Origin of the sequence: Bombella pluederhausensis (assembly GCF_026385525.1) — a bacterium.
Lineage (GTDB): Bacteria > Pseudomonadota > Alphaproteobacteria > Acetobacterales > Acetobacteraceae > Bombella > Bombella pluederhausensis.
This window is the reverse complement of the sequence record NZ_JANIDY010000001.1, coordinates 485672-511856: the sequence shown is the minus strand read 5'-3', so window position 1 is coordinate 511856 and position 26185 is coordinate 485672. Positions and strand designations below refer to the sequence as shown.

The 26185-nt window shown below is 56.9% G+C and carries 20 protein-coding genes and 2 tRNA genes; 12 read left to right on the top strand and 10 right to left on the bottom strand.

Features of this window, described 5'->3' with window-relative positions; translation table 11 throughout:
* Nucleotides 1–172 precede the first annotated feature (172 nt).
* Genes NQF86_RS02245 through NQF86_RS02235 form a run of 3 tightly spaced genes read left to right on the top strand, consistent with a single transcriptional unit; the run spans nt 173 to nt 4702 of the window.
* Entirely contained in the window at nt 173–382 is a 210-nt protein-coding gene (locus NQF86_RS02245) for a type II toxin-antitoxin system Phd/YefM family antitoxin (protein WP_266115976.1), read from the top strand.
* On the top strand, nt 375–2090 hold the full coding sequence (locus NQF86_RS02240) for a site-specific DNA-methyltransferase (protein ID WP_266115975.1): 1716 nt from the start codon (nt 375–377) through the stop codon (nt 2088–2090). The genes NQF86_RS02245 and NQF86_RS02240 overlap by 8 nt, the downstream gene beginning before the upstream one ends.
* Before the next feature lie 5 nt (nt 2091–2095).
* Nucleotides 2096–4702: a DEAD/DEAH box helicase gene (locus NQF86_RS02235; protein WP_266115974.1), complete on the top strand. Its 2607-nt coding sequence runs from the start codon at nt 2096–2098 to the stop codon at nt 4700–4702.
* 243 nt (nt 4703–4945) lie between these two features.
* Here the strand turns inward: NQF86_RS02235 and guaA are convergent, their stop codons facing one another.
* Nucleotides 4946–6541 carry a glutamine-hydrolyzing GMP synthase gene (guaA, locus tag NQF86_RS02230; RefSeq protein WP_266115973.1) on the bottom strand — a complete coding sequence of 532 codons (1596 nt, stop codon included), beginning with the start codon at nt 6539–6541 and terminating at the stop codon, nt 4946–4948.
* Between the two features lie 162 nt (nt 6542–6703).
* Between guaA and NQF86_RS02225 the strand changes: the two genes are divergently transcribed.
* From NQF86_RS02225 to NQF86_RS02205, 5 genes are all read left to right on the top strand, one after another.
* Nucleotides 6704–7081: a hypothetical protein gene (locus NQF86_RS02225; RefSeq protein ID WP_266115972.1), complete on the top strand. Its 378-nt coding sequence runs from the start codon at nt 6704–6706 to the stop codon at nt 7079–7081.
* A gap of 101 nt (nt 7082–7182) precedes the next feature.
* Nucleotides 7183–7259 (top strand) — tRNA-Arg (locus tag NQF86_RS02220).
* A gap of 29 nt (nt 7260–7288) precedes the next feature.
* Nucleotides 7289–7365: transfer RNA gene (locus NQF86_RS02215), tRNA-Arg, on the top strand.
* A gap of 151 nt (nt 7366–7516) precedes the next feature.
* Nucleotides 7517–8842: a diaminopimelate decarboxylase gene (gene lysA, locus NQF86_RS02210; RefSeq protein WP_266115971.1), complete on the top strand. Its 1326-nt coding sequence runs from the start codon at nt 7517–7519 to the stop codon at nt 8840–8842.
* A complete protein-coding gene (locus NQF86_RS02205) occupies nt 8793–11522 on the top strand; it encodes a DUF4175 family protein (protein ID WP_266115970.1) in 2730 nt (909 codons plus the stop codon). The genes lysA and NQF86_RS02205 overlap by 50 nt, the downstream gene beginning before the upstream one ends.
* 14 nt (nt 11523–11536) lie before the next feature.
* On the opposite strand, the gene NQF86_RS02200 is transcribed toward NQF86_RS02205, so the two are convergent.
* From NQF86_RS02200 to NQF86_RS02185, 4 genes are all read right to left on the bottom strand, one after another.
* The gene (locus NQF86_RS02200; protein WP_266115969.1) at nt 11537–12286 is read right to left on the bottom strand and encodes a CDP-diacylglycerol diphosphatase; all 750 of its coding nucleotides are present in this window, start codon (nt 12284–12286) and stop codon (nt 11537–11539) included.
* Nucleotides 12287–12291: 5 nt separating this feature from the next.
* Complete coding sequence (locus NQF86_RS02195; protein ID WP_266115968.1) at nt 12292–13803, bottom strand: Ppx/GppA family phosphatase; 1512 nt, start codon at nt 13801–13803, stop codon at nt 12292–12294.
* Nucleotides 13804–13805: 2 nt separating this feature from the next.
* Nucleotides 13806–16004 (bottom strand): RNA degradosome polyphosphate kinase, encoded by a 2199-nt coding sequence (locus NQF86_RS02190; protein ID WP_266116443.1) that lies wholly within the window; start codon nt 16002–16004, stop codon nt 13806–13808.
* A 237-nt stretch (nt 16005–16241) separates the two neighbouring features.
* A complete protein-coding gene (locus NQF86_RS02185) occupies nt 16242–16961 on the bottom strand; it encodes a DnaA/Hda family protein (protein ID WP_266115967.1) in 720 nt (239 codons plus the stop codon).
* A 134-nt stretch (nt 16962–17095) separates the two neighbouring features.
* Here NQF86_RS02185 and purM point away from each other — a divergent pair, with 134 nt between their 5' ends.
* Together purM and purN are read left to right on the top strand one after the other, a co-directional pair.
* Nucleotides 17096–18154 (top strand): phosphoribosylformylglycinamidine cyclo-ligase, encoded by a 1059-nt coding sequence (gene purM, locus NQF86_RS02180; RefSeq protein WP_266115966.1) that lies wholly within the window; start codon nt 17096–17098, stop codon nt 18152–18154.
* Nucleotides 18155–18162: 8 nt separating this feature from the next.
* Nucleotides 18163–18747, top strand: coding sequence for a phosphoribosylglycinamide formyltransferase (purN, locus tag NQF86_RS02175; protein WP_266115965.1), 585 nt, complete (start codon nt 18163–18165; stop codon nt 18745–18747).
* Nucleotides 18748–18830: 83 nt separating this feature from the next.
* Here purN and ndk read toward each other — a convergent pair whose 3' ends face one another.
* A complete protein-coding gene (gene ndk, locus NQF86_RS02170) occupies nt 18831–19253 on the bottom strand; it encodes a nucleoside-diphosphate kinase (RefSeq protein ID WP_043560494.1) in 423 nt (140 codons plus the stop codon).
* 112 nt (nt 19254–19365) lie between these two features.
* Between ndk and NQF86_RS02165 the strand changes: the two genes are divergently transcribed.
* A complete protein-coding gene (locus NQF86_RS02165) occupies nt 19366–21282 on the top strand; it encodes an ABC-F family ATP-binding cassette domain-containing protein (RefSeq protein ID WP_266115964.1) in 1917 nt (638 codons plus the stop codon).
* A 67-nt stretch (nt 21283–21349) separates the two neighbouring features.
* Nucleotides 21350–22561: an AI-2E family transporter gene (locus NQF86_RS02160; RefSeq protein ID WP_266115963.1), complete on the top strand. Its 1212-nt coding sequence runs from the start codon at nt 21350–21352 to the stop codon at nt 22559–22561.
* Between the two features lie 16 nt (nt 22562–22577).
* On the opposite strand, the gene NQF86_RS02155 is transcribed toward NQF86_RS02160, so the two are convergent.
* The 4 genes from NQF86_RS02155 to NQF86_RS02140 form a co-directional block, all read right to left on the bottom strand.
* Nucleotides 22578–22988 carry a hypothetical protein gene (locus tag NQF86_RS02155; protein ID WP_266115962.1) on the bottom strand — a complete coding sequence of 137 codons (411 nt, stop codon included), beginning with the start codon at nt 22986–22988 and terminating at the stop codon, nt 22578–22580.
* On the bottom strand, nt 22978–24126 hold the full coding sequence (locus NQF86_RS02150; RefSeq protein WP_266115961.1) for a DegT/DnrJ/EryC1/StrS family aminotransferase: 1149 nt from the start codon (nt 24124–24126) through the stop codon (nt 22978–22980). The genes NQF86_RS02155 and NQF86_RS02150 overlap by 11 nt, the downstream gene beginning before the upstream one ends.
* 4 nt (nt 24127–24130) lie before the next feature.
* Nucleotides 24131–24532, bottom strand: coding sequence for a MarR family transcriptional regulator (locus tag NQF86_RS02145; RefSeq protein WP_266115960.1), 402 nt, complete (start codon nt 24530–24532; stop codon nt 24131–24133).
* A gap of 242 nt (nt 24533–24774) precedes the next feature.
* Entirely contained in the window at nt 24775–26166 is a 1392-nt protein-coding gene (locus NQF86_RS02140) for a leucyl aminopeptidase family protein (protein ID WP_266115959.1), read from the bottom strand.
* Between the last annotated feature and the right edge of the window lie 19 nt (nt 26167–26185).

The following is a 26185-nucleotide window of genomic DNA, read 5'->3' as shown; positions in this document are numbered from 1 at the left end:
CATAACTCCCGCTCCATTATTGATATGTTATAAATCAAAAAGTTGTTATTTTTTAAATTGGTAATGCCATGAAAAACTCCATGCTGGATAAAAATATTAAGCAACATAGACCTTGTCAAAAATGACCATTCTAGCCAAAATGGCCACAAATAACTAACTGGCAAGGGCCGCCATGCAAACGCAATCTGCCAAGGACGCAAAATACAATTTTGGACGGCTGATCGACACCGCTCGGGCTGAACCCGTAGTAATCGAAAAACACGGTCGCCCGGTTGTCGTTGTCCTCGCCGTCGAGGAATATCAGCGGCTTGTTGCAATCGAGGCATCCCGTGCCCCGGTCGGCAATATTACCATGCATACATCTGGGAATCATCATGACTGAGCTGAGCTTCAAGGGCAAAGAGTTCGTTTACAACCACCACCTCGCCGTGCCCTTCCGCCCGCTCGTGCCACATCCCAAAAAGGGGATCGGACCGGTTGCCCTTGACGGCAATCTCATTATTCAGGGCGACAACCTGCACGCACTGAAGGCGCTTCTACCGCTCTATGCGGGGAAGGTGGACTGCATCTTTATCGACCCGCCCTATAATACCGGAAACGAGGGCTGGTGCTACAATGATAACGTCAATGCTCCGATGATCCGAGAATGGCTGGCATCCAATCCTATCAACATCGAAGATGGCCTGCGCCACGACAAATGGTGCGCCATGATGTGGCCGCGTCTGCGACTACTTTTCGATCTGCTTTCCGATGATGGGGTCATTTTCATCTGCATAGATGACAACGAACTATACAACATGAAGCTCATGCTCGACGAGCTTTCCAGAAACCCATCAAACTGGATCGGCACTATCGTCTGGAAAAACGTGACCGATAACAATCCCACGCGGATCGCCGTTGAACACGAATATATCGTGTGTTTCTCCAAGGATAAGGACTCTGTCGAAAAAGTATGGAAGTCTCAGTTCTCTGACGTAAAAGACCTGCTTGTCCGTGTAGGCTCCGAGTTTGCGGCTGAACATCCGACCCCGGAAGAAATGCAGGCGGCATATACTGCATGGTTTCGCGAACATAAAAGCGAGCTTTGGCCGCTTGACCGATACAAGTATATTGATGCCGATGGGATCTACACGGGAAGTCAGAGCGTGCACAACCCGGGCAGAGAGGGCTATCGCTATGACGTGATGCACCCAAAGACCGGAAAGCCGTGCAAGCAACCACTAATGGGATATCGCTTTTCCGAAGAAACGATGCGAGACTTACTCGCCAATGACAAAATTTTGTTTGGTGACAACCATGAGAAGATCATTGAAATAAAGGTTTATGCGAAAGATTTTCTAGATAAGCTTCCGAGTGTGATTGAGTTGGATGGGCGCACGGCGGCCTACGAGCTTCGGCAGTTATTCCCCGAGCGAGCAAAAGCATTCGACAATCCCAAACCGACTCAATTGGTGGATAAGATTCTCTCGTATGCGACAAGAAAAGATTCCCTTGTCTTAGACAGTTTTGCAGGATCGGGAACGACAGCGCATTCAGTTATGAAACTCAATGCGAAGGATGGTGGTCAACGCCGTTTCATTCTAGTTGAGGGAGAACACTACGCGGATGAGCTGACCCGAGAGCGCGTCGCGCGCGTGCAAAGTGGGATTCCGGGCGCAGATCAGGAACCATCCCACTCTGGCCTTGGTGGCACCTTCACATACTGCACGCTTGGCGATCCGGTTGAACTGGACAAGGTATTGAGTGGCGAAACCCTGCCCTCGTACACCGGTCTTGGCGCAGTGCTATTCCACATGGCAACCAATCACGCTCTCGTCCCCACCGCTGTGCGAGAGGACGACTTCTATCTCGGTGCAACCGAGGGGCAGCATGTTTGGCTGATCTACAAGCCCGACCTCGACTGGCTAAAGTCACCAGAAGCAGCACTAACGCTGGCGCGTGCCAAGACGTTCGCCACTACCGATCCGACCATGCGGCACCTAGTCTTCGCCCCGGCGCGCTTCGTAAGCCAGAAGATGCTTGCAGAACAGAATATTCCCGTGGAGTTCGTACCGTTGCCCTTCGCACTCTACCAGATTGACCGGAGCTGATCATCATGTTTCGACAGCTCGATTACCAGGAACGCGTGCTTTCCATTCTCGACGCCTATCTAGACCGTCTAAAAAACCGGAAGAAGGAGGCCGACGAGGTTGCGGAACTGGCGGCCAGCAAGCCGCATCTCAAGATCCCCGTGCCGGATTTCACCAAGGAGGCTTGGGAAGCCCTGAAGGGGGCGGGTAAGCTACCCGCTTCCCGCACGGCGATTCCATTCTCGCCGCGCATGGACGGCTGCAACCGGCCCATACCCAATGCCGTGCTGAAAGTACCAACTGGCGGCGGCAAGACGTGGCTCGCCATCTCTGCCGTGTCACGGGTGATGGGCCGCTATCTCGACCGCAACACCGGCTTCGTGCTGTGGATCGTGCCAAACGAGGCGATCTACACGCAGACGCTCAAGTGCCTGAAAGATCGCCAGCACCCCTATCGCCAGGCACTCGACCGTGCAGCGGCGGGGCGCGTGATGATCATGGAAAAAACCGACCGTCTCGATGCGCGAGACGTGGAAAACAATCTCTGCGTCATGCTGCTGATGCTGCAGTCTGCGAACCGTGAGACGCAAGATTCGCTGAAGATGTTTCAGGATCGGGGCGACGTGTGTGGGTTCACGCCGGACGAAGGCGAACAGGAAGCACATGACGTACTGAAAAACGCTATCCCCAACCTGTCCGTCTATGATCTGGCTGATGGCGGCCCGGCATGGCTGATGATCAAAGACTCTCTAGGCAACGCACTGCGCATCATCCGGCCCGTCGTCGTGATGGATGAAGGACACCGGGCGGTATCGGACCTCGCCTTCAGCACGCTCTATGGCTTCAACCCCTGCTTCGTTCTGGAACTGACGGCCACGCCGCAGGATGTGCAGCCGCGCGGTGGTCGCAACCCGCGTGACGCTCGCTATGCCAATGTGCTTGTGGAAGTGACCGGGCGCGAGCTGGACCGGGAAGGTATGATCAAAATGCCGCTCAACCTTGACCCCCGGCAGGGCAATGACTGGAAGGCGACGCTGAACGCGGCGGTCGCCAAGCTGAGCGCGCTTGATGCCGAGGCCCGAAAGCTATGTGCTGAGACGGGCCGCTATATTCGGCCCATCATGCTGATTCAGGTCGAGCGCACAGGCGCGGATCAGCGGGAAAGCAGCCATATCCACGCCGAAGACGTGAAGGAGTGGCTCCTGACAACGGGCTTCGATGAGGCCGAAATCGCCATCAAGACAGCGCAACAGAACGATCTGAGTGATCCTGAGAATCAGGACCTTTTGTCGCCAACCAACCGTGTCCGTGCCATCATCACGAAACAGGCGCTGCAAGAGGGCTGGGATTGCCCGTTCGCTTATGTACTGTGCAGCCTAGCGGCCAGTTCCAACCTGAAGGCTATGACGCAGCTTGTCGGTCGCGTCCTACGTCAGCCCGGTGCGCTCAAGACCGGCATAGAAGCGCTCGATGAATGTCACATCATCACTCATCATGCCGACACGGCCTCGGTTGTCGGCGCAATCAAAGAAGGCCTGGAACAGGACGGCCTTGGCGATCTGGTGCTTCGCGTGACGCAGGACGACAAGAGCAGTACAGACAAGGCTACCCGTTTGATCACACGTCGTCCCGAATTTGCCAAAACAGACATCTATCTGCCCAAAGTGATGATCGTGGAAGGCGGACAAGCGCGCGAGCTGGATTGCGAAACCGACATTCTCTCGGCTATTGACTGGCGCGGCTTCGATCCACAAGCCATTGCGGAACGGGTGCCTGAAAATGCGCAAGCGGCGGAGAGCCAGCTTCAGCGGATCAGGCTTGCCGATGACGGCGATGAACTGCTCGTCGGCGAGATGGTCGCCGCAAACACGGAAATACTTGCCTTCGATCCGGCCCACACTGTCCGAATGATCTCGGACATCGTACCGAATCCCTTCGTCGGCCGCGAGATTGTTGGCGCAATGATAGCCGCCCTACGGGCAAGGGGTTTCGACCATGCACGGCTTGGCCTCCTCTCCAGCCTGATTGTGGAAGAACTACGAAAGGGCCTCGATACCGCGCGAGATAAACGTGCCGAAGCCCTGTTCAAAACTAAAGTGACGGCAGGCAGCATCCAGTTCCGACTGCGGCTCGATGGTCGCAACTGGCGGATGCCATTCAACATCGAAACCACCGAACCGGAAAATACTCGCCAGCTTCTGAACCGGGCTGGCGGTCCACTAGAAAAAAGCCTGTTTGCGCCTGTCTACGAAAATGAACTGAACAGAGACGAGCAGGATGTGGCCGTATATCTCGATGGAGAAAAAACACTGACCTGGTGGCACCGCAACGTCGCCCGGACACAATACGGCATCCAAGGATGGAAGAAAGCAAAAATCTATCCCGATTTCATCTTCGCCGTACGGAAGGATCAAGAAGCCAATCGGATCACGGTGCTGGAAACCAAGGGCGATCAGCTCGACAATCTCGATACGGCTTATAAGCGCGAAGCACTATCGTTTCTCTCTGAACATTTCCAATGGGACGAAACCACACCAGAAGGCGAGCTGAAGCTAGTCAATAATGGTGAGACTGTCGAAGGCACGCTGATCCTGATGAGCGAGTGGCGGGCACAATTGCCTACTCACCTATAATCATTACCTAATACGAATTGAGGGTTTTGCTCAGTAGCACCAATGAAAAATTGGCGCAAGTCCTGCCGCTAAAACTATAAACAGACTATCTATATCGCAAGGTATGGAAGGCGTCGGAAAACCACCACTGAGCAACACCATCCGGTGCCAGACAATACCGGACCAAAAACAAAAAAGCCCGCAGAAATACGGGCTTTAAGGCACTTTCATGCCGGGTAATGCCACCCTATGCCAGACGCGAGATTACTCCCACTCAATCGTGCCCGGCGGCTTGGAGGTAATGTCATAAGTGACACGGTTGATGCCACGCACCTCATTCACGATGCGGCCAGCAACACGGTTGAGGAACTCGAAGGTGAAGGGATAGACCTCGGCGGTCATGCCATCCGTGCTGGTAACGGCACGCAAAGCGCAGGCCTGATCGTAAGTACGGCCATCGCCCATCACGCCGACCGTGCGGACCGGCAGAAGAACGGCAAAAGCCTGCCAGATTTCGTCATACAGGCCAGCCTTGCGGATTTCCTCCAGATAGATGCTGTCCACCTTCCGCAGGAGGTCCAGCTTCTCCCGGGTGATGTCACCGGGAATACGGATGGCCAGCCCCGGCCCGGGGAACGGATGACGCCCGACAATATGCTCCGGCACACCAATTTCACGACCCAGCGCACGGACCTCGTCCTTAAAGAGCTCACGCAGCGGCTCGACCAGCTCCATGTTCATACGCTCCGGCAGACCGCCCACATTATGATGGGACTTGATGGTCACGGACGGCCCGCCATTGAAGCTGACACTCTCAATCACATCCGGGTACAGCGTCCCCTGTGCAAGGAACTGCGCCCCGCCCAGCTTGGCAGCTTCCTGCTCGAAAACCTCAATAAACAAGCGACCAATGGTCTTGCGCTTCACTTCCGGGTCCGTCACGCCAGCCAGCTCGCCAAGGAACAGGTCGGACGCATCGCGATGGACCAGACGGATATTGAAGCGATCACGGAAGGTCTTTACCACCTCATCGGCTTCACCAGCACGCAGGATGCCCGGATCAACGAAAATGCAGGTCAGCTGGTCCCCAATGGCATCATGAATCAGCTTGGCGGCCACGGAACTATCCACACCACCGGAAAGACCACAGATCACCTTGCCATCACCCACCTGCTTACGGATGCGGGCAATTTCCAAATCACGGAAACCGGCCATCGTCCACGTGCCAGAACAGCCAGCCACGTCATGCGTGAAGTTACGGATCAACTCGGCACCATGCGGCGTATGCACCACTTCCGGGTGAAACTGCACCCCATAGATGCGGCGTTCCTCATTAGCGATGATGGCGAATGGAGCGCCTTCAGAATAAGCCACGGCCTTAAAGCCCGGCGGCAATGCCGTCACACGGTCGCCGTGGCTCATCCATACCTGTTCACGCCCGCCCTGTGCCCAAAGGCCATGGAACAGCGCACATTCCTCGGCCACATCAATATAGGCACGACCAAACTCACGATGCTCATGTGTTTCCACACGGCCACCCAGCGTATGGCAGAGAACCTGCTGGCCGTAGCAGATACCCAGAATAGGGCGATGCAGCTCCAGAAGCCCTTCCGGCAGGGTCGGGGCATTATCGTCATGCACACTGGCCGGGCTGCCAGACAGAATAATGCCACGAGGATTGAAACTGCGAATTTTCTCCAGTGAAGACGTAAACGGCCAGATCTCACAATAAACCCCGCTTTCCCGCACACGGCGGGCAATCAGCTGGGTTACCTGACTACCGAAATCCAGAATCAGGATACGGTCTTCATGGAGGGTTTCATCAAGCTGCTGAAGGGTGTCTGCGTGTTTCTGCGTCAAGTTCCGGGCCTCGCCTGCTGGATATGGCACAATGTTCAATTCGTGCTAGTCTCTATAGGACGATAGACCGCCAACGTCATCCTTATTCTCCACTGGTTTTTACCCTTTGGAAAATATTTCTGTGGTGGACTGCACTCTCAAACCTACATTCAGGAACCGCGCATGCGTCCCGCTTTTCTCACCTGTCTCATCGGTCTCTGCACTCTGGGGGCCTGTTCCTCGGTTTCAGACCCAGCGACTGATCCCTATGGCCTGTGGATGGGCAAGCTCGTCACCGAGCAGGGCATCTGCCCAACCAGTGATGTATCCTCCCTGCGCATCCGTGGGCATGAGATTGTCTTCAATCCCGGCATGAGCTCCTCCACGCTAAAGGGCACCTATGAGAAGGGCCAGCAGCATTATCTCGCAGAGCTGGTCGATAAAGGCATGAACGGCAAACCATACCGGCAGACATTCAGCGGCTATCCGGTCGGTACGGCTATTGGCGGTACCTACACCTCTCCCCGCTGCCGTGCTCATGTCTCGCTCACACGCCGCTGAGCAGCCCTGTGAACGCATCCCGCTGGAAAATATTTAAAAAAAACTTCTTCAGCGGGGTTGCGCCCCCTGCCCATTCCGGATAGAAGCCTCCTCAACACGGCGCACCCGTAGCTCAATTGGATAGAGCACCAGACTACGAATCTGGGGGTTAGAGGTTCGAGTCCTCTCGGGTGCACCACAGTGTTTCATAGCCGGTTATCCGGTACTGCACCCGTAGCTCAATTGGATAGAGCACCAGACTACGAATCTGGGGGTTAGAGGTTCGAGTCCTCTCGGGTGCACCATACTCCTTCCCGAAAATTTATACCGCCTTGCACAAGCCAATTCCGGCTATGACATGGTGAGCGATTTTTGTCATAAATGTTTGGTGGCCCAGCGCTGTTTCCTGCGGGTTGCACCTTTCCATTTCTGCTGCCGATCTGTAATCATGCGCTCATGACTTCGACACGTCCCGATCCGACCCTCCAGCCCCTCCTGAAAAACCACCCCAATCTGTCTTACGAAGGCAGCAAGGGACTGGTCATGGATGGCACTTCCCTGACAGACATCGCCAGCCAGCACGGTACCCCCTGCTGGGTCATCAGTGCGGATACGCTACGCCACCGTGCTAACACCCTGAAAGACGCTTTCAAGGCACGGAACCTGCCCGTTCACTGCCATTTTGCTGTTAAAGCACAGGATCATCAGGCCTGCCTGACTGTTCTGGCACAGTGCGGCTTCGGGGCTGATGTCGTCAGCGGTGGTGAGCTGCGTCGTGCTCTTGCAGCAGGTATCAAAGCACAGGACATCGTCTTTTCAGGCATCGGCAAGACGGATGAGGAGCTCGAGCTGGCTGTTCAGCACCAGATCGGTCAGATCAATGTTGAAAGCGTGGAGGAGCTACATCGTCTTGATGCGCTTGCCCGCAAAATGCAGCGCCGTGCCCGCATTGCCTTCCGGGTCAATCCAGATATTGACGCCAAGACCCACAGCAAGATCACGACCGGGCGGGCAGAAGACAAATTCGGCATCGCTCATGATGTCATCCCTGCCCTTTACCGCAAAACTCAGACGGAAATGAGCGGTGTGGAGCTGGTCGGCCTCGCCGTGCATCTGGGCAGCCAGATGGTAACGGATGGCCCATTCCGCAAAGGCTATGAACGCATTGCTTCTCTGGTCCATACCCTCCGGGCAGATGGGCTGCGTATCAGCGACATTGATTGCGGCGGCGGGCTGGGCATCCCCTATCGTGACGAAACGGCCCCGCCTCCTTCCATGCTGGCAGAGGTCATTGCCGAGACGCTGGGTGATCTGGATGTGCAGCTGCATATCGAGCCGGGCCGCTGGTTGGCTGCGCCTTCCGGCGTCCTTCTGGCCCGTGTCATTGACGTGAAAGACGCTGCCCGCCGCTTTATCATCATTGATGCTGGAATGAATGACCTCGTCCGCCCCGCTATGTATGATTCATGGCACGGTATCCTCCCCCTCCACACGCCTGAAAACATGGAGGCCGGGGATGTCGTGGATGTGGTTGGCCCTATCTGCGAAAGCAGCGACATCTTCGCCCGTCAGCGCCACCTACCCCCGCTGAAAAAGGGCGATCTGGTGGCCCTACTGGATGCGGGAGCCTATGGCACGGTCATGAGTTCCACCTACAACTCACGCCCTCTTGCTGCGCAGGTCATGATTGGCGGCGGGAAACAGGCAGTCATCCGCAAACGCCAGACTCTCGATGAGCTCCTCGCACAGGAAGCCGTCCCCGACTGGCTGCTCCACACCTGATACCGTGAAGGCTGCCCTTCTCCCTCCCCGTTTTACCCGTATCAAACGGCAGGCTTACCGCCGGTTACGGATGGAACAATGCTGGCACTTTGTCCGCTGGCCTGTTCTGCTGGCGGGGCTATGGGGATGTGCAGCCCTTCTTCACCTGCCCCAATCTCTACCAGACTGGCTTCATGTTCTGCTGGAACTTGCCAGCTTCGGAATCCTCTCCGGCTGGGTGATCCGGCGCATCTACCACCTCCAGCGCCCCTCCCTGAAACAGATCGACCAACGGATTGAACGAGATTCCGGCCTTGGTTTCCCTCCATTGGCTACCCTGACAGACAATCCAGCCCTTCCTGAAGGTCTCTCCGAAGCACAGCAAAACCGGGAAAATCAGCTCTGGACCATCCACCGGCAAAGACTTCTTGCTTCGCTGGAGACGCTCAAGCTTCATCCTCCGCACCTTTTCCCGCACTGGCCAGGCCGGATAACGGGCATTCTGGTCGTGCTCTGCCTCTTTATTCTTGGCTGTTTCGCCGGGCCTCACACCGGCCTCCGGCTGAAGGCAGGTTTCATTCCCGGCACGGATGATGACGCCACGCCCATACCCGCCATGCAGGCATGGATTGACCGGCCAGCCTATGCACCCGGCCCGCCGCTTTTTCTCACATCCCGCGCTGAAGCGCCGCTTTCCCTACCGGAAGGTGCCCAGCTTCATGTAATTGTGGAAGCGCCTGCGGGGCGTCCTTCCCTTCATGGCCCCGCCCATGCCAAACGGATCCATCTGCAAAATGGGAACTGGCAGCTTGAAAGCACGCTGCAACAGAGCGGTACCATAAGCCTTTCCATCAGGGGGCGCAGATTAGGACGCTGGACTCTCCAGATCAGCGCCGACACACCACCGGATGTCCACTGGACAGGCAAGGCCGGTGCACAGGCACAAAGCTGGTACACCAGCTTCCCATGGTCCGTTACCCAACCACATGGCGTAGCAACACTGGAAGTCCAGCTACAGCCTATCATTCCCCCTGCTCACCAACCTGATCCTGCATATACCCTGACCGTCCCTCTCCCTCTTGAGAAGCAGCCCTCCAAGGCCAAGGGGGAAACACGACTGGACCTCTCGGATAGCCCATTTGCTGGCCTTAATGCTGTCGGCACGCTCTGTGCCCGTAGCGGTTCCGGCAAACAGAGCTGCTCCCAGCCTCAGACATTCCGGCTTGGCCATCGCCCTTTCCACGAGCCGCTTAGCCGTGCCTTGCTTGACCTGCGTCTGGACATCGCTACGAAGCGGGTAACCCCGCAACAAATTGCCCACCGCCTCAGCCTTCTGACGGAACTGCCTCTCCCCACCGATCTTTCTCTGCCACTTGTTCTTCTCCAGAGAGCCGCCCATAACGGCATGTCAGCCAGCACCCTGAGTGAACAACTCTGGTTCATGGCGCTCTATGCAGAAGACCGTTCACAGTCTGGTCAGGAAATTGCAGCCTCCATGCTGCATATACGGGCCTTGCAGAATGCAATCAGGCTGCATCTTCTGGCGCTGGGGCAGCAGCCAGCTCCTCCTCCTTCGGCGGAACAACAGACGCTACATGACGAGCTCGAAAGTCTGAAGACTGCTCTGGATGGACACATGGCCTTCATCTTCCAGAAGGCGAGCCAGAACGGGCTGGTCATGCCCATGCCGGGCGGGAAAGGCATGCCGTGGATTCACCTTGCCGGGCAGGTTCAGTCTGATGCTCTGGCTGGGCACACGGCTCAGGCGCTGGAACATCTCCGCAATATGGTAGAACCAGCCGAACAGCTCCGGCAGGCTACTCTACCCGACATGCAGGCTCTGGCTGCTTCCATGCAGGCACAGGCAGAAGCCCGCACGCAGCGCCTCGCCCTGCGGGACCTTATTCGACAGGAAACGGACCTTCTGAACAGAGCACAAAAACGCCTCTCCTCCGAACTGCCCAGCCCGGATAGCACGACCCAGCACAAAGACGTTTCTCAGATGTCCACAGCGGAGCTACTCAGCCAGCTAGGAATTGCTCCCTCCACGAATAATAATACGCCCTCCGAGGCCGCAACGCTTGATCAAACCGCTCTCCTGCGCCACGCCGATGATCGCCAGCAGGATCATGCAACGCAATATGCTCTGCGCCTTCTAGCCAAAACGCTCAACCATCGTGGCGAAACGCTGACAAAAAAGAAGATGCCCAACCTTCTGAAAGCAGAGAAAGATATGGGGCAGGTTCTGAAAAGCCTCGCCACCCGCCAAGATGACAAGAGCGTCAAAGACATTCAAACAGTTCTGAACGACCTATCCCAGTCCCGCCATGAGATGAGCCAGAACCAGTCTGAGGCCAGTAAAGGGAGCAAGGGAAAGCTTGGTTTCATTCCACCCCCATCCTCCTCCAGCTCTCCAGATGAACAGAACGGGGCCAGCTCCGCCTCGCCAGATGATGACCCGAATAGTGGACAGGATGATGACAGTCAGGATGAAGATGAAAAGCAGCCGGACAATCAGGACCCGCTAGGCCGGAAAATGGATGATAGCCCTGACTCTGATGCCCATATCCCGGATCATGAGCGTAATCGTGCCCATGATATTGAGCGTGAGCTGCAACGCCGTGCATCTGACCGTACCCGCCCCCAAAGTGAGCTGGACTATCTCAACCGCCTTCTTGCTCCGCTCCGCCAACCACACTGACGTGGCTTCCAGCGTCAGAGGGTGCAGCGATGGTCCTGCAATTCCTCAGTAAAGCCCCAGTTCAACCCATAAGCACGACTACGCAACAGCAGGAAGTGCCCATGCAACGGGGCAACAACCAGACCATAATAGCCACGTTCTGCTCTATCTGCTCCAGCAGGGAAGAAAGAATCTCCCAGAAGCGGCGATGGCGTCAGGGATGGTACAAGTCGCCAGTGATACTGGTGCCCTCGTAGCAGCACCTCACCCTGCTCGCCCTTACCCTCCAGACCATTCAGTATCTGGCGTATATCCGCCCGCAGACAGTCAATATGAACATGCAACTGTTCCTGACTCCGTATCGTGCGGGAATTGATGGACAAAGAAAGGCGATCATCCGGGATGAACCGGCCATAAGCCTCACCGACAAGCGCCCGATGAGCCCATGCAGCCTGAAGATAATTAGGAGTGTCCGCTTCCAGCAGGGCATCTTCCTCAATGCCCAGCAACCGCCGAGTGGGCAGCAAAAGATACTGCCCCTTACCAGCCTTGACCTTGTACAGGACAAAACCTTTCTGCGGATTATAAATCTTGCAGGGCTTATGATCCGGCGTACGAGCACAACGCTCCACAACCCGCCATAATGCGCCGCTCTGATGATGCAAGCTGGATAGGACAGGCGGCACGATAACCGCCAACAGAAACACACAGCTCACCAGAGAAAAGATAACAGGCCGTGCATGGAAGCAGCTCCCATGACGGTGCTGCTTCCACCCAGATGACACGCCCGTTACCTCAATGAAGGTTTAAGACCGAGCGCTTCAGACAGACGCTCAAGCTGACGTGAGATGGCACTGCCACCAGACCGCAAGCGGCTGCCATGCAGGCTGAGCACCAGCTTATCATCCTTCATGGCCAGATGCGTACCTTCCAGAAGAACTTCTGTACCGGCACACAGCGTATAGACCAGACGCAAAGCCAACCCTAATTGAACGGCGGCTTCAAACCGTTCCTTGCTCAGCAGGCAGCGGGATGGCTCAAGCACGAGGTCATCCCGGTTCACCTCATACCGCACGGCCAGCACGAGAGCGAGGAAGGCCCGTGATTCATGCGAGAATCCCACACCATGACAGTACAGAACACGCCGGTAGGTCTGCTCAGCCCGATATTGTGGATGATCATATGACCCAATATCAGAAATGATGCAGGCCAGCCGAAGCTGTGCCGCCAGAAATGAATCCTCTACCCAGTCCAGCCCAGTCAGGAAGACTGGAGCCACCCATGTAATCAATGGTTCTGCCAGAGAGGCGTTACGACCAAGTCGCCCGGCCATCTCTCGAGCCAAAGCTTCCATGGGGTTCTCATCAGCTACCGAGGCAGCAACTTCCCGCATGTACCAGCCTTCCCGCAGACCTTCCGCACTGAAGACAACCTCCTGCGCATCGGTCTGTTCAAGAAGGGCCAGAAGAACCTGAGCAGCAAAAGGAGCATCGACCATCCTCTTACGAGGCACATTGCCGACCTTTTCCATCTGCTTGCGGCTAGCCCCGATGATCCACTCCACCATCTCCTCAGCCTCTGCCCGGCTAAGCCGGAACAGATGAACCATGTTCAGGGGGTAATTCATACGAGCTATGTGGAGACGTGCCAGAGCACGGAAGGCCCCTCCGACCAGATAAAGCGGCTTACCTGCCACCGTCTCCAGCCATGACACATCTGCTAGCGTCTTTCTGGCAATCTTGCCAGCATTGCCCAGGTCTTCTTCCGAACGCTCCCTGAGGCGGATAACCCCAAGCGGTGTTGTTCCAGCCTCAAAATAGGAACCGTTCTTCACACGGATCAGCTCAAGCGAGCCACCGCCAATATCGGCCACCACGCCATCTGCATCGGGCAGGGCACAGAGCACACCAGCAGCAGAATAATCCGCTTCCTCCTCACCATTCAGCACACGAAAGCGGGCCTCTGGCATACGGGCTACGGCCTCCTTAACAAAGTCCGCCCCATTATGAGCATCCCTTACGGCAGCAGTCGCCAGAACGTCAAAAGGTTCCACCTTCATGGCCTGGCCGATCGCCTGATAGCGGGCGAGCACCTCCAAAGCACGGGCTATGCCTTCTTCACTCAGCATTCCCGTGGCCTCAAGCCCTGCGCCAAGGCGCAGGGTAGCTTTCTCATTGAAGATGGGGACAGGATTACGGGCTACGCCCTCATACACCACCATCCTCACAGAGTTTGAGCCAAGGTCTACGATCGCAGCACGACGGGACTGCCGTCCCTCCCACTTCGCTGCCGTATGCACCATTCTTACGCCTCCTTCACAGGCCCTTCCCCTTCATGGGAGTCCGGCTGAGGAATTGCCGGAGCATCTTCAGAGACCGGCTGATGATTCGCCGGAGCTTCTGCGGGGTCCGGCTGGGGATTCGCCGGAACTCCTGCCTCTTTATCTGAAGCAGATGCTTTTTCCATAAAATAATTATGTGCAGAAAGCGGAGTGGGACCCGGTTCGACACGTTTCCAGCCACCATTTGGCAGCATTGTCCATGTCTGAAGCGTATCATGAACGTTCGTGAACAGGATTTCCCCAAGGATACGAGCGTGGGCGTCCTTATCGGTAATCGGCACCATGGCCTCGATGCGGCGGTCCATGTTCCGCTTCATCCAGTCAGCCGAAGCAATGAACAGCTTGGCGTTATCGGACGGCAGTTCATGACCATCACCAAAGGCGAAGACGCGGGCATGTTCCAGATAACGTCCTACGATGGAGCGTACTTCAATTCTCTCGGAAAGACCCGGAACACCGGGGCGCAGGCTGCAGATGCCACGCACCACAACCGTAATCTGCACACCAGCCTGTGAGGCTTCATAGAGCAGATCGATCAGCTTCCTGTCCACAAGGCTGTTCATCTTCAGCCAGATCTGCCCCGGGCGCCCAGCACGGACATGATCCATCTCGTTCCGCACCAGTTTTTCCAGCGTTGGACGGATGGTAAGCGGGGAGAAAGCCACCGCATGAAGTTCCGGCACGGCCGCACCCGTGATGCAGTTGAATAGCCGGGCGCAGTCGTCAACAAGGACGGGATTGCAGGTGAAGTAGGAAATATCGGTATAAATCTTGGCGGTGCTGGGATGATAGTTACCCGTACCATAATGGGCGTAGGACTGAAGATGGTCCCCTTCCCGGCGCACAACGAGAATCATCTTGGCATGCGTCTTATAGGCCGCCAGACCGTACACGACCTGCACGCCTCTGGTCTCCAGAGCACGAGCCAGACGAATATTGGCTTCTTCGTCAAAGCGGGCACGCAGCTCAACCTCAACCGTGACAGACTTACCAGCTTCAACAGCTTCAATCAGTGCATCCACAATCGGACTGTCATGTGACGTACGGTAGATGGACTGCTTGATGGACAGAACATCCGGGTCACGAGCAGCCTGCTGGAGGAAGTGAACGACCGTGTCGAAGCTTTCATACGGATGATGAACGACCAGATCCTGCTCACGAATCGTAGCAAAATAGTCACCATCATGCTTCAGCACACGCTGCGGAATGCTGGCATGATATGGCTTGAACAGAAGTTCCGGCTTGTCAGAAACGATAAGCTGCTTCACATCGCCAACGCCAACCATGGTTGAGAGGTGAACCACCTCATCCTTGGCGACACCCAGCTTGCGAAGAAGATGCTTCGGCAGGTGACCATCCACTTCCAGATGGATGCAGGCGCCACGCCGGCGTTCCTTCACGGCCTTCTCGAAGGTGTTCAGCAGGTCTTCGGCTTCTTCCTCAAGCTCAACATCCAGATCCCGAACGATGCGCAGCACGCTCACACGGGTCGCATGAAGCCCCGGATAAAGACGCTTTGCAAAATGAGCAATGACATCTTCCAGCATGACAAAACGGATTGTGTCATGTTTGTCAGGCAGACGGATGAAACGGGGCAGCTGTGCGGGCAGAACCACCATACCATCCATAACGTGATGGCTCGTCTTCGGCTCCCGCAAGCGGAGCACCAGAGCCTGTCCACCACTGAAAATGAACGGCAGCGGATGAGTCGGATTCAGCGTCAGCGGGGTGAGGACGGGGAAAAGCTGCTTTTCGAAATAAGTCGTCAGCCATTCCTGATCGTGATGGTGTAGCTTCTCGACATTCTTCAGCAGAATGTCAGACTCTTCCAACTCGTCCAGCATAGCGCCCCAGATGCGCTGCTGTTCCTGCTGAAGATGCCATGCCTGACGCCGCACCGTATCCAGCTGCTGAGCGGGCGTCAAACCTTCGGGGCTTTTCTTCCCAGTGCCATCACGCAGCTGATCGACCAGACCAGCAACACGAACAGCATAAAACTCATCCATGTTCCCGGCACTGATGGACAGAAAACGCAGACGCTCCAGCAGTGGGGTTGCCGGATTCTCGGCCTCATCAAGAACACGCTGGTTGAAGTCCAGCCATCCAAGTTCCCGGTTTATGTAGCGGGCGTGATGCTTCTTATGCAGCGCGCCGCTTGCCATCGTTGTCTCAATAAACTCAGAACTACCCGTTTCAGACACGATACTCTCCTCAACCAACTTGCTGGCGGGCTAATATCCTGCCCGTCATCACACATAAATGATTTCTACGACAACATAATGATTCTTAATAGACTATTTCATCTCCTCTCCAGATGCTAAGGTCCACCTTAGGTAGCCTCTGCGCCTATACAAAGGCGAACTTCAGCATGATTATGCTCTATTGTCATGGCTGCCCTGTCATTCTTCTTCATCAAAGAGATCACACAGCACGTCAGTTGCTAGAGAACGGCTAATGGCACTGCCTCGCTCCATGGCCGCTTCATCCAGTCTCTGGACGGCCTGCACGAGCGCATCGCCTGTTCGTGGAAGGCGCCGCCAGAGCCAGTCCGTAACCGACTGTGGCACGACAAGCTGACGCTCCGCCAGTAAAGACAGCAACAAGGTCGCCCTCAGCTCATCCTCTGGCTCCTCCAGCCCCGCCGTGACCGTGGCCCGGAGACGACTCGCAAGATCAGGTAGATGAAAATCCTTACGAGCCGGTGGATGCCGGGCCGCCATAAGCACGCGCCGCCCGACCGCATGAGCACGGTTGAGCAAATGCAGCAGGGCCACTTCACTCGTCAGCCCTTCCAGATGATCGATGACAAAAGGCGTTGTTCCCGGCTTCAGCATCTGCCCTTCCACGAGCAGAGCCCCATCACTATCGCAAGCAAGAGCAGCAGCCTCGAAATGCACAGCCCTGTTCTGGCGTGCCCAGACATGCAGTAGATGGCTTTTGCCTGTCCCTGACGGCCCCCAGACCCAAAGCCGACTCTCTGGCCAGCGTGGCCGAGCCAGCCATGCCCTCACCGCAGCATTGGACGACCCCGCAATGAAGCGCTCTGCCGAGAAGGGGCGATCCTGTTGCAGGTCCAGTGCCAGCTGTGCCTGTATGCCTGTCATCGCACTCTCACCCATTCCCCATGCCCTGCCCGGCACACTTTACTGTTTTTTCACGATACCGAAATGATTTGACAGTCCTGCACATTCCGTCTTTGTGCAGGATGCTCTATAAAGAGGCCAGCATCAACCAGCAGGGATATCATACCCCCATGACCAAGACATCCTCCTCCCCCAGTGCCAGTTATGCCGCAGCCGGTGTGGACATCGAAGCCGGAGATGCCTTGGTCGATGCCATCAAGCCCGCTGCCAAGGCCACATCCCGCCCCGGCGTCATGGGCGGTCTGGGAGGCTTTGGTGCCCTGTTCGACCCCAAAGCCGCTGGCCTGAAGGACCCTGTCCTCGTCAGCTGCACGGATGGCGTAGGCACGAAGCTCCTGCTCGCCATCGAAAGCGGCCTGCATGACGAGATCGGCATTGATCTGGTCGCCATGTGCGTGAATGACCTCATCGTGCAGGGTGCCCAGCCGCTGTTCTTCCTTGATTACATGGCCACGGGCAGCCTCTCCGTCTCCGTGGCTCAGCGGATCATCAAAGGCATCGCCGCCGCCTGTAAGGAAAGCGGCTGTGCCCTCGTAGGTGGTGAAACGGCTGAAATGCCGGGGCTGTATGGCAAGGGCCATTATGACCTTGCAGGCTTCAGCGTTGGTGCTGTGGAGCGCGATGCCATGCTGCCGGCCACCATCCATGAAGGCGACAGCCTCATCGCTCTGCCGTCTTCTGGCGTGCATTCCAACGGCTTCTCCCTCGTCCGTCACATCGTGGATGCTGCCGGTCTGAGCTGGAAAGACCCGGCCCCGTTCTCACCGAAACAGACGCTGGCTGAAGCTTTCCTGACACCCACACGCCTTTATGTCAGCACTGTTCTGGCCCTGCATGAGAAGAAACTGATCAATGGCTGCGCCCATATCACGGGCGGCGGTCTGCCGGGCAACCTCCCCCGTGTCCTGCCGGAAGGTCTGGGTGTGGAAGTGGATGGTCAGAGCTGGCCAATCCCCGGCATCTTCTCATGGCTGGCCGAGCAGGGGCCTGTCAGCGAAGATGAAATGCTGAAGGTCTTCAACTGTGGCATCGGCATGGTCCTCATCACCAGTGAACCGGAAAAGGTCATGGCCGAGCTGGAGCAGCGTGATGAAGAAGCCATGCTGATTGGCCGTGTCGTCCGCAGCAGCACGCCGTTCCGCCTCACCTCCCCGCTGAATCTGGGCTGAGCCGGATTATGGTGAAGAAGACTCCCATCGCCGTTTTCATCAGTGGCCGTGGCAGCAACATGGTTGCCCTGATGGAGGCCTGCGCCCACCCGGATTTCCCTGCCGAGATCGTCCTCGTTCTCAGCAACCGGGCCGATGCTGCCGGGCTGGAAACAGCCCGTAAGGCAGGCATCAAGACGCTCTGCATCCCGCATAAAGAGTATGGCAAGGACCGTGAGGCCCATGAGCGGGCACTGGACGAAGCCGTTCGAGCTTCCGGGGCAGAGCTGATCTGCCTTGCAGGCTATATGCGGGTGCTGACCCCCTGGCTGGTCCAGCAATGGGAAGGGAAGATGATCAACATTCATCCCAGCCTTCTTCCCTCCTTCCCCGGCCTTCATACACATGAGGCTGCCCTGAAGGCTGGAGCCAAGGAGCATGGCTGCACCATCCATCTCGTCACGGATGGTGTGGACGAAGGGCCCATTCTGGCGCAGGCCCGTGTCCCCGTCCTGCCCGGCGATGATGCGGATACACTGGCCGCCCGTGTTCTGGAACAGGAACACCGCCTCTACCCGGAGACGCTACGTCGGTTCATTGAAGAACACTTCTGACCGGCAATAAAAAAAGGGAGCCATTTCTGGCTCCCTTTTTTCATGGGGTATGATCCCCATGCCTGTTTCCATTCAGGAATGGATCAGGGCAGGATTTCTGTCTCGGCGAAGAAGAAAGAAATCTCACGCTTGGCGTTTTCAAGGCTGTCAGAACCGTGGACGGAGTTCTCGCCAATGCTCTGGGCATAGAGCTTACGCACTGTACCTTCAGCAGCTTCAGCCGGGTTTGTGGCACCCATCACATCACGATGGTGAGCAACAGCGTTTTCGCCTTCCAAAACCTGCACGACCACCGGAGCGGAGCACATGAAGGAGACCAGCTCACCAAAGAACGGACGGTCCTTGTGCACTTCGTAGAAAGCACCAGCCTGCTTCTCTGTCAGCTGGATGCGCTTCTGGGCCACGATGCGCAGACCAGCATTCTCAAATACAGTATTCACCTTGCCGGTCAGGTTGCGGCGTGTGGCATCAGGCTTGATGATGGACAGTGTACGTTCCAGAGCCATAAGACCCTCCTCAGTAATAGACGTCTATAATCAGCCTCCCCTAGAGGAAAAAAGCTGCTTCTGGTAGTGTTACAGTCATCTTTTTTCGTATTTTCATCGTCCGAGGGCCTGCGTGAGTCTGCTTTCCATTACCGATCTTACCTTACGCATCGCAGGCCGTACCCTGCTGGATCAGGCCTCTCTCACCATAGAACCCGGGCGGCGCATCGGGCTGATCGGTCATAATGGTGCGGGGAAATCCACCCTTCTGGCCGCTATTGCCGGTGATATTGCACCTGATGGCGGCAGCATCACCTTCTCCGGCCGGGCCACGATGGGACGCGTGAAGCAGGAAACTCCTTCTGGCGATCTCTCACTGCTGGAAACGGTCCTGAACAGCCATGAGGAACGCACCCGCCTTCTGACAGAGGCCGACAGCACGACAGACCCGACCCGTCTGGCGGACGTGCATGAACGCCTGCTTGCCATTGATGCCCATAGTGCCCCTGCCAGAGCCAGCACCATTCTGGCGGGTCTAGGGTTCGATCAGGAAGCCCAGCAGCGCCCGGTTAACGACTTCTCTGGCGGCTGGCGGATGCGTGTGGCTCTGGCCAGTGCGCTCTTTCTGGCACCCGACCTGCTATTGCTGGATGAGCCAACCAACCATCTGGATATTGAAGCCACGCTCTGGCTGGAAAACTGGCTCGCCCGCTTCCCCGGCGCTGCTTTGATCGTCAGCCATGATCGCTCCCTGCTGGATAACTGCGTGCAGGCCATCGCTCATCTGGATCAGAAAAAGCTGTCCCTCACCCCCGGCGGTTATGAACGCTTCGTGCAGATACGCACGGAACAGCGGCTTCAGCAGAACCGGCAGGCCGAGAAGTTGGCCGACCAGCGGGCAAAAATGGAAGCCTTCGTGGCCCGCTTCCGGGCCAAGGCCACAAAAGCAAAGCAGGCCCAGTCCCGTCTGAAGGCTCTGGCCCGCCTCCCCCAGATTGATGCGGTGGTGGAAGATACCCCCACCCATTTCTCTTTCCCCGATCCCGGTGCCCTGCCCCCGCCCATGCTGAAGCTGGATGACGTATCTGTCGGCTATGGCGACAGGGCCATTCTGCGCCGTCTCTCCCTCCGGCTGGACAGCGACAACCGCATCGCCCTTCTGGGACGGAACGGGCATGGTAAATCCACCTTCGCCAAACTTCTGGCAGGGCATCTATCTCCCATGTCTGGCGAGGTGCAAGCCTCATCCCGTCTGCGGGTCGGTTATTTCGCCCAGCACCAGACGGATGAGCTGGTGTTGGATGAAACACCCGTCCAGCACATGGCCCGCACCCTGAAGGACGCCACACCGCCGCAGGTCCGTGCCCAGCTTGCCCGTTTCGGTCTGGATGCCGACCGGGCAGAAACGCCCGTCCGCAGCCTTTCCGGCGGCGAAAAGGCCCGCCTGCTGCTGGCTCTGGCGACCCGCCATGCGCCTCACCTTCTGCTGCTGGATGAGCCAACCAACCATCTGGACCTCGATGCCCGTGATGCGCTCATTCGTGCCCTTGGTGAGTTTGAAGGGGCCGTCATCCTCATCAGTCATGATAGCCATCTGGTGGAATCCGTTGCGGATCAGCTCTGGATTGCCGAGAACGGCACAATCACGCCCTTTGATGGCGACATGGATGATTACCGCTCATGGCTCGATGAACGGGCCAGACAGGCCACGCAGGAAAATCAGCGTCAGGCAGCCCGCTCCCAGAATGGTGGTGCTGATGCCACACAGCAACCAGACAAGAATCAGCAGCGTGCCCAGCGCAAAGAGCAGACCCGCCAGCTGGCGCCCCTCCGCCGCAAAATCCGTGATCTGGAAACTCGACTGGAACGGCTGGAAAAAGCCAAGGCACAGCTTGAAGCCAAGCTGGCCGACCCAGACCTCTATCAGTCCAGCCGAGCCGAGGATATTGCCACGCTGAACAGTGACCTTGCCCTTGTCAGCCAGAAACAGGAAGAAACGGAAATGCACTGGCTTGAAGCACAAGACGAACTTGAGAACGCCATAAATTGACCACGGGCGAAATAACCCACATTATCCTTTTTTACTTCTGCCGCCTCTTACAGGACCTGCCAACCCGATGTCTTTCTTCTTCAGCCGCCCGCCCGTTCCTGCGGCACAGCAGACTCCCGCCAATGCGCTGGATAAGATTTATGGAATTATCCGCCTGACGCTCTGCCTGTCGCTCATCATGCTGGCCGTCTGGCTCATGGGGGAAGTTCTGGCTGTTCTGTTTGCTGCCACGCTGATGGCCATCGTTCTCCATGGTCTGGCCCGCATTCTACGGCGACACATGAAGTTTATCCCCTACCCGATTGCCGTCAGCCTCGTGGCCCTGTGCGTCATTGGCCTCATTACGGCACTCGTCTGGAGCAACGGCCCTGCCATTGGGGAACAGTTCATCGGCCTGAAAAATGCACTGGTCGTGCAGTCCGGTGATGTACGCTATCACCTGTCCCAGACAACCATCGGGCAAATGGTGCTAGACCACCTGCCTTCCTCTCTGGGCGGAAATGACAAGACCACACCACTCACCAGCTTCGGCTTCGGTCTGGCAGGGTCCGTTACGGGCCTGCTGGGCAGTGCGTTTGGTCTGGTTGGGACGCTCTTTGTCGTGCTGATTGCGGCCTTCTATTTTGCCGTCTCACCGTCCCTTTACATCAATGGCTTTCTCCGTCTTGTTCCACCTTATCAGCGTGAAGCGGCACGCAGCCTTCTCTATAGTGCAGGTAACACTCTCTGGGCATGGACAGCCGGACAGGCGCTGGACATGCTCGCCGTTGGCATTTTCTCCGGCATCGGGCTGTATCTGATCGGGATTCCTCTAGCCCTTGCTCTGGGCGTTGTTGCCGGTCTCTGCAACTTCATTCCCTATATCGGGGCCATTCTGGGGGCCGTACCCGCCCTGCTCATCAGCCTTTCCCTCGGCACACGAGAGGCCCTTTTTGTGGCCATCCTCTACAGCGTTATTCAGTTCTGCGAGGGTAATATTCTGGCACCCCTCATCCAGCGTCGAGCCGTACATATGCCGCCCGCACTGGCAATTCTGTCTCAGAGCGTGTTTGGCTCCATTCTGGGCGTACCGGGACTGGTACTGGCTTCCCCCATTACGGCGGCGCTTCTGGCCATGTTTGACAAAGCCATGCCACCCCTCGCTGATGCCACCAAGACACAGCTTGAGACCAACGAGCTGACACAACAGGAAATCGCTAAAAACAAGCAGGACAAAGCCGCTGCCGCCGCCAAAAAAACAGAGGAAAGCGCAGCGCCTTCCTCTGATAAAAAACAGTAACCCTTAAAGCCAGACATCAATCTGGCAGGTGGAGCGTACCACGCTCGAACGAGCGCATACGGTACTCTCCACCCGTTTTGGTCTGGATACCGACCACATCAGCCCCATGCCGGAAATGCCATGTTGAAAGAATAATCGGCTTTCCATCGGCACTGAACAACGTATAGACAGCTTCCGCTGGCGTATCCTTCGGCGGCACTTCGCCAGAAACTCCCCAGCCTGTCTGATGCTGATGCAGCCACTGATTCATGGTGCTGATCTCATCAGCCATGAGATTCCGCTCATCTCCGGCTTCATGCAGCACACCACGGGTCACATCCGGCAAGCTCCACGGGCGGAGAATAGGCCATGCGACTGTCCAGATCAGAACGACTGGCACAATCACGGCCACTGCAAATACCAGAAGAAACTTGTTGTTACGGCTCATCCTGCCTCTCCGCCCATTGACCAGTGACTGCCAGAACCCGCCCAACAGCCTCATCAGAAAGATCAGGGTGAATCGGCAGGGCCAGCACCTGTTCCCCTAGCGCCTCGGCCACGGGTAAGGCAACGCCATCATGCTGCGCCTGATAGGCTGGCTGGTGATGCAACGGTTTGGGATAATAAATAGCCGTAGCAATATCAGCTTCAGAAAGACAATCCCGCAGGCTATCCCGCAAAGTGCGAGACGGCAGGGTCACGCAATACACAGCCCACGCACTTTGACTGTCCAACACCCGCACGGGGGGACGGATCAAAGAAGGCAGACCGGCATCATAGGCACAGGCCACAGCCTCACGCCGTTTCAGTTCTTCCTCAAACACATCCATCTTGCTGAGCAGCACCGCCGCCTGAAGGCTATCCAGCCGAGCATTGAGACCAATGCGCTGCACCTCGTACCGTTGACGCCCTTCTCCATGGCTTCTCAGGGAACGGTAAAGCGCCGCTTTCTCATCATCATCCGTCAGTATGGCGCCACCATCACCATAACCTCCCAGCGGTTTGGACGGGAAAAAGGACAGTGTGGTCGCCTTTGCCTCATGCCCCAGCTTCCGCCCCTTATAGGATGCTCCAAAAGACTGGGCACAGTCCGCAATCAGGGTCAGCCCTTCATTCAGGGCAAAATCATTAAGCTCATCCCATGGGGCAGGCTGCCCGAACAGGTCCACGCCAATGATGGCTTTCGGTATCAGCTGCCCGACCTGTCTGACATCCGCCAGCCTCTGCGCCAGAGAGGAAAGGCTGATCTGAAATGTCTGCGGGTCCACATCCACAAATACAGGCACCGCCCCCAGCAGAAGCACAACCTCTGCCGTAGCGGTGTATGTAAAGGCAGGCAGGAATACAGCCATGCCGGGGCCTATTTCCTCCCCCATGAGCACGGCCAGCAAAGCATCCGTACCGGAGGAAACACCAACCGCATGGCGGGCTCCTCCATACCGGGCCAGACGATCTTCCAGCTCCGTTACTTCCGGCCCCATGACGAAGCGGCAATGCGCCAGAACCCGGTCCAGCCGCTCCCGCAATGCAGGACCGAGACGCTTCTGCTGGGCCGCAAGGTCCAGAAAAGGAACGGGCTCCGGCAAGAGATCAACCAGCCCGGCGTGTCTGGAAAGACGCTACAGAAGACAGAACCGGGGCACGAACGGAAATATCGTCACCGCAGGCTTCTTCCATCACGCCACGCAGGCCACGCAGATAGGCAGACCCCTTCAGGGTACGCTGCACAAGGATGGAACGGCGGTCCAGCGGGTCCACCTTACGGCGGGCAAGGTCCAGCTCGCTCAGACGGTCCAGCGCCCGGGTGATGGCCGGCTTGGACACGTTGAGAGACTGGGCAAGGCCCCGTACCGTATGGGCACCGTCTTCCAGATAGCAGCTCAGGAACACGGCAAGCTGACGGGCGGAAAGGTCCGGCCCCTCACCCCGTACTGTGGAAACAATCGTATCACGCAGCAGCTGAAGCATGCGGTTATCAGCATTCCGACTCATAATAAAAACCCCACAGCTCCCAGTTTCGGACTTCCCCCATTCATCACCGGCACGCATCCTTCAGACGGTGCGATGCCGAATCATGATATTTAGAGAAGTACTCAGTTTCTGCCGTGATTTGTGACGGTTTTGCATCGAAATAACAAGCACTCTCAATGCAGGTCTGCCATTCCGAAACCCGTTTTCCCTTATATTTGCAGGAAAAACAGGTTTCTACAGTCCTTGTCAGAGATTGTTACTTTTTAGAAACTTTCCGAGAACGCACGGAAAAGTGCCCTCAGGGCCAGAACCTCTCCCCCTGCGGGGCGTCCGGGCCGGGCCGTGTCGTTCCATGCATAGGTGTCCACATGCGCCCATGTCTGGCCTGATGGCACGAAACGCTGAAGGAACAGAGCGGCCGTAATCGCTCCTGCCATCGGGCGGGAAGACAGGTTGTTACAGTCGGCAATCGGGCTGTTCATCCAGTCATCATAATCCGCCCAGAGAGGAAGCCGCCAGAGAGGATCATGAACCTCCTTGCCAGAAGCCACTATATGCTCTGCCAGCTCATCATCATTACTGAACAGGGCTGGCAGATCAGGCCCCAGAGCCACACGGGCAGCACCTGTCAGAGTAGCAGCATCCAGAATGATGTTCGGCTGGCTTTCTGCCGCTTCTGTCAGCAAGTCTGCCAGAACGAGACGTCCTTCTGCATCTGTATTGCCGACTTCGACACGCAGCCCTTTGCGGGTTGTCAACACATCACCCGGCCTCATGGCATGGCCGGAAACACTGTTTTCCACACAGCCAAGGCGGATTTCCAACGCAATATCGGTTTCAGCATCCATCAAAGCACAGGCCAGTGCGAGCATCAGGGTCGCTCCGCCCATATCCTTCTTCATCTTCGCCATGGAGGAACCGGGTTTCAGGTCATACCCACCCGTATCGAAGCAGACCCCCTTCCCTACGAGGGACAGGCGTGGCGCATCCTGTGTCCGCCCTGCCTTGCGACCGATCACGACAACGGAAGGTCTGTCAGACCCAGCCCCCACAGCGGCCAGACAGGGATAGGCTTTTTCCAGCGCCTCACCTTTCACGAATTCAACCGTGGCGCCCCGTTCTTCCAGCATCTTACGGGCGGCCTCTGCCAACTCTGCCGGTCCCATGATGTTGGCAGGCGTGTTGATGAGGTCCCGCCCCAACCATGCAGCACGGGCCAGAATCCGGGCCTCACGCCCCAGCCCTGCCGGGACACAGAGCTGCGCACTTGGCTTGCCCGCTTTGGTCTCACCTTTAAGCTGGTACTCATACGCTCCAAGGCAGAAGCCTAGAATCAGCTCCTCAAAAATAGCCTCATCCAGCCCTTCAGGCCGAGGTGCCCAATGCCCTTCCTTCAGATGGGCAGGCAAAGCGCCATACGGCATGGGACCTTTTCCCGCCTCCACGCAGAAGACGGCACCAGCAACACCCTGCTCACCCGGCAGCAGAGTGAAATCCCCTGCACGGCCTTCAAAACCCTGTTTCTTCAGAAAAGCTTCATGCGCTCCCAACAGGCGGGACAGCGTTGCCTCATCACCAGCTTTCACCAGATAGAGCGGCAGAGCGTGCCCATCATCATTGAGTGTGCAGAGCGGTAAAAACGGTGCTTCAGACATATAAATCTCGTCCCATCAT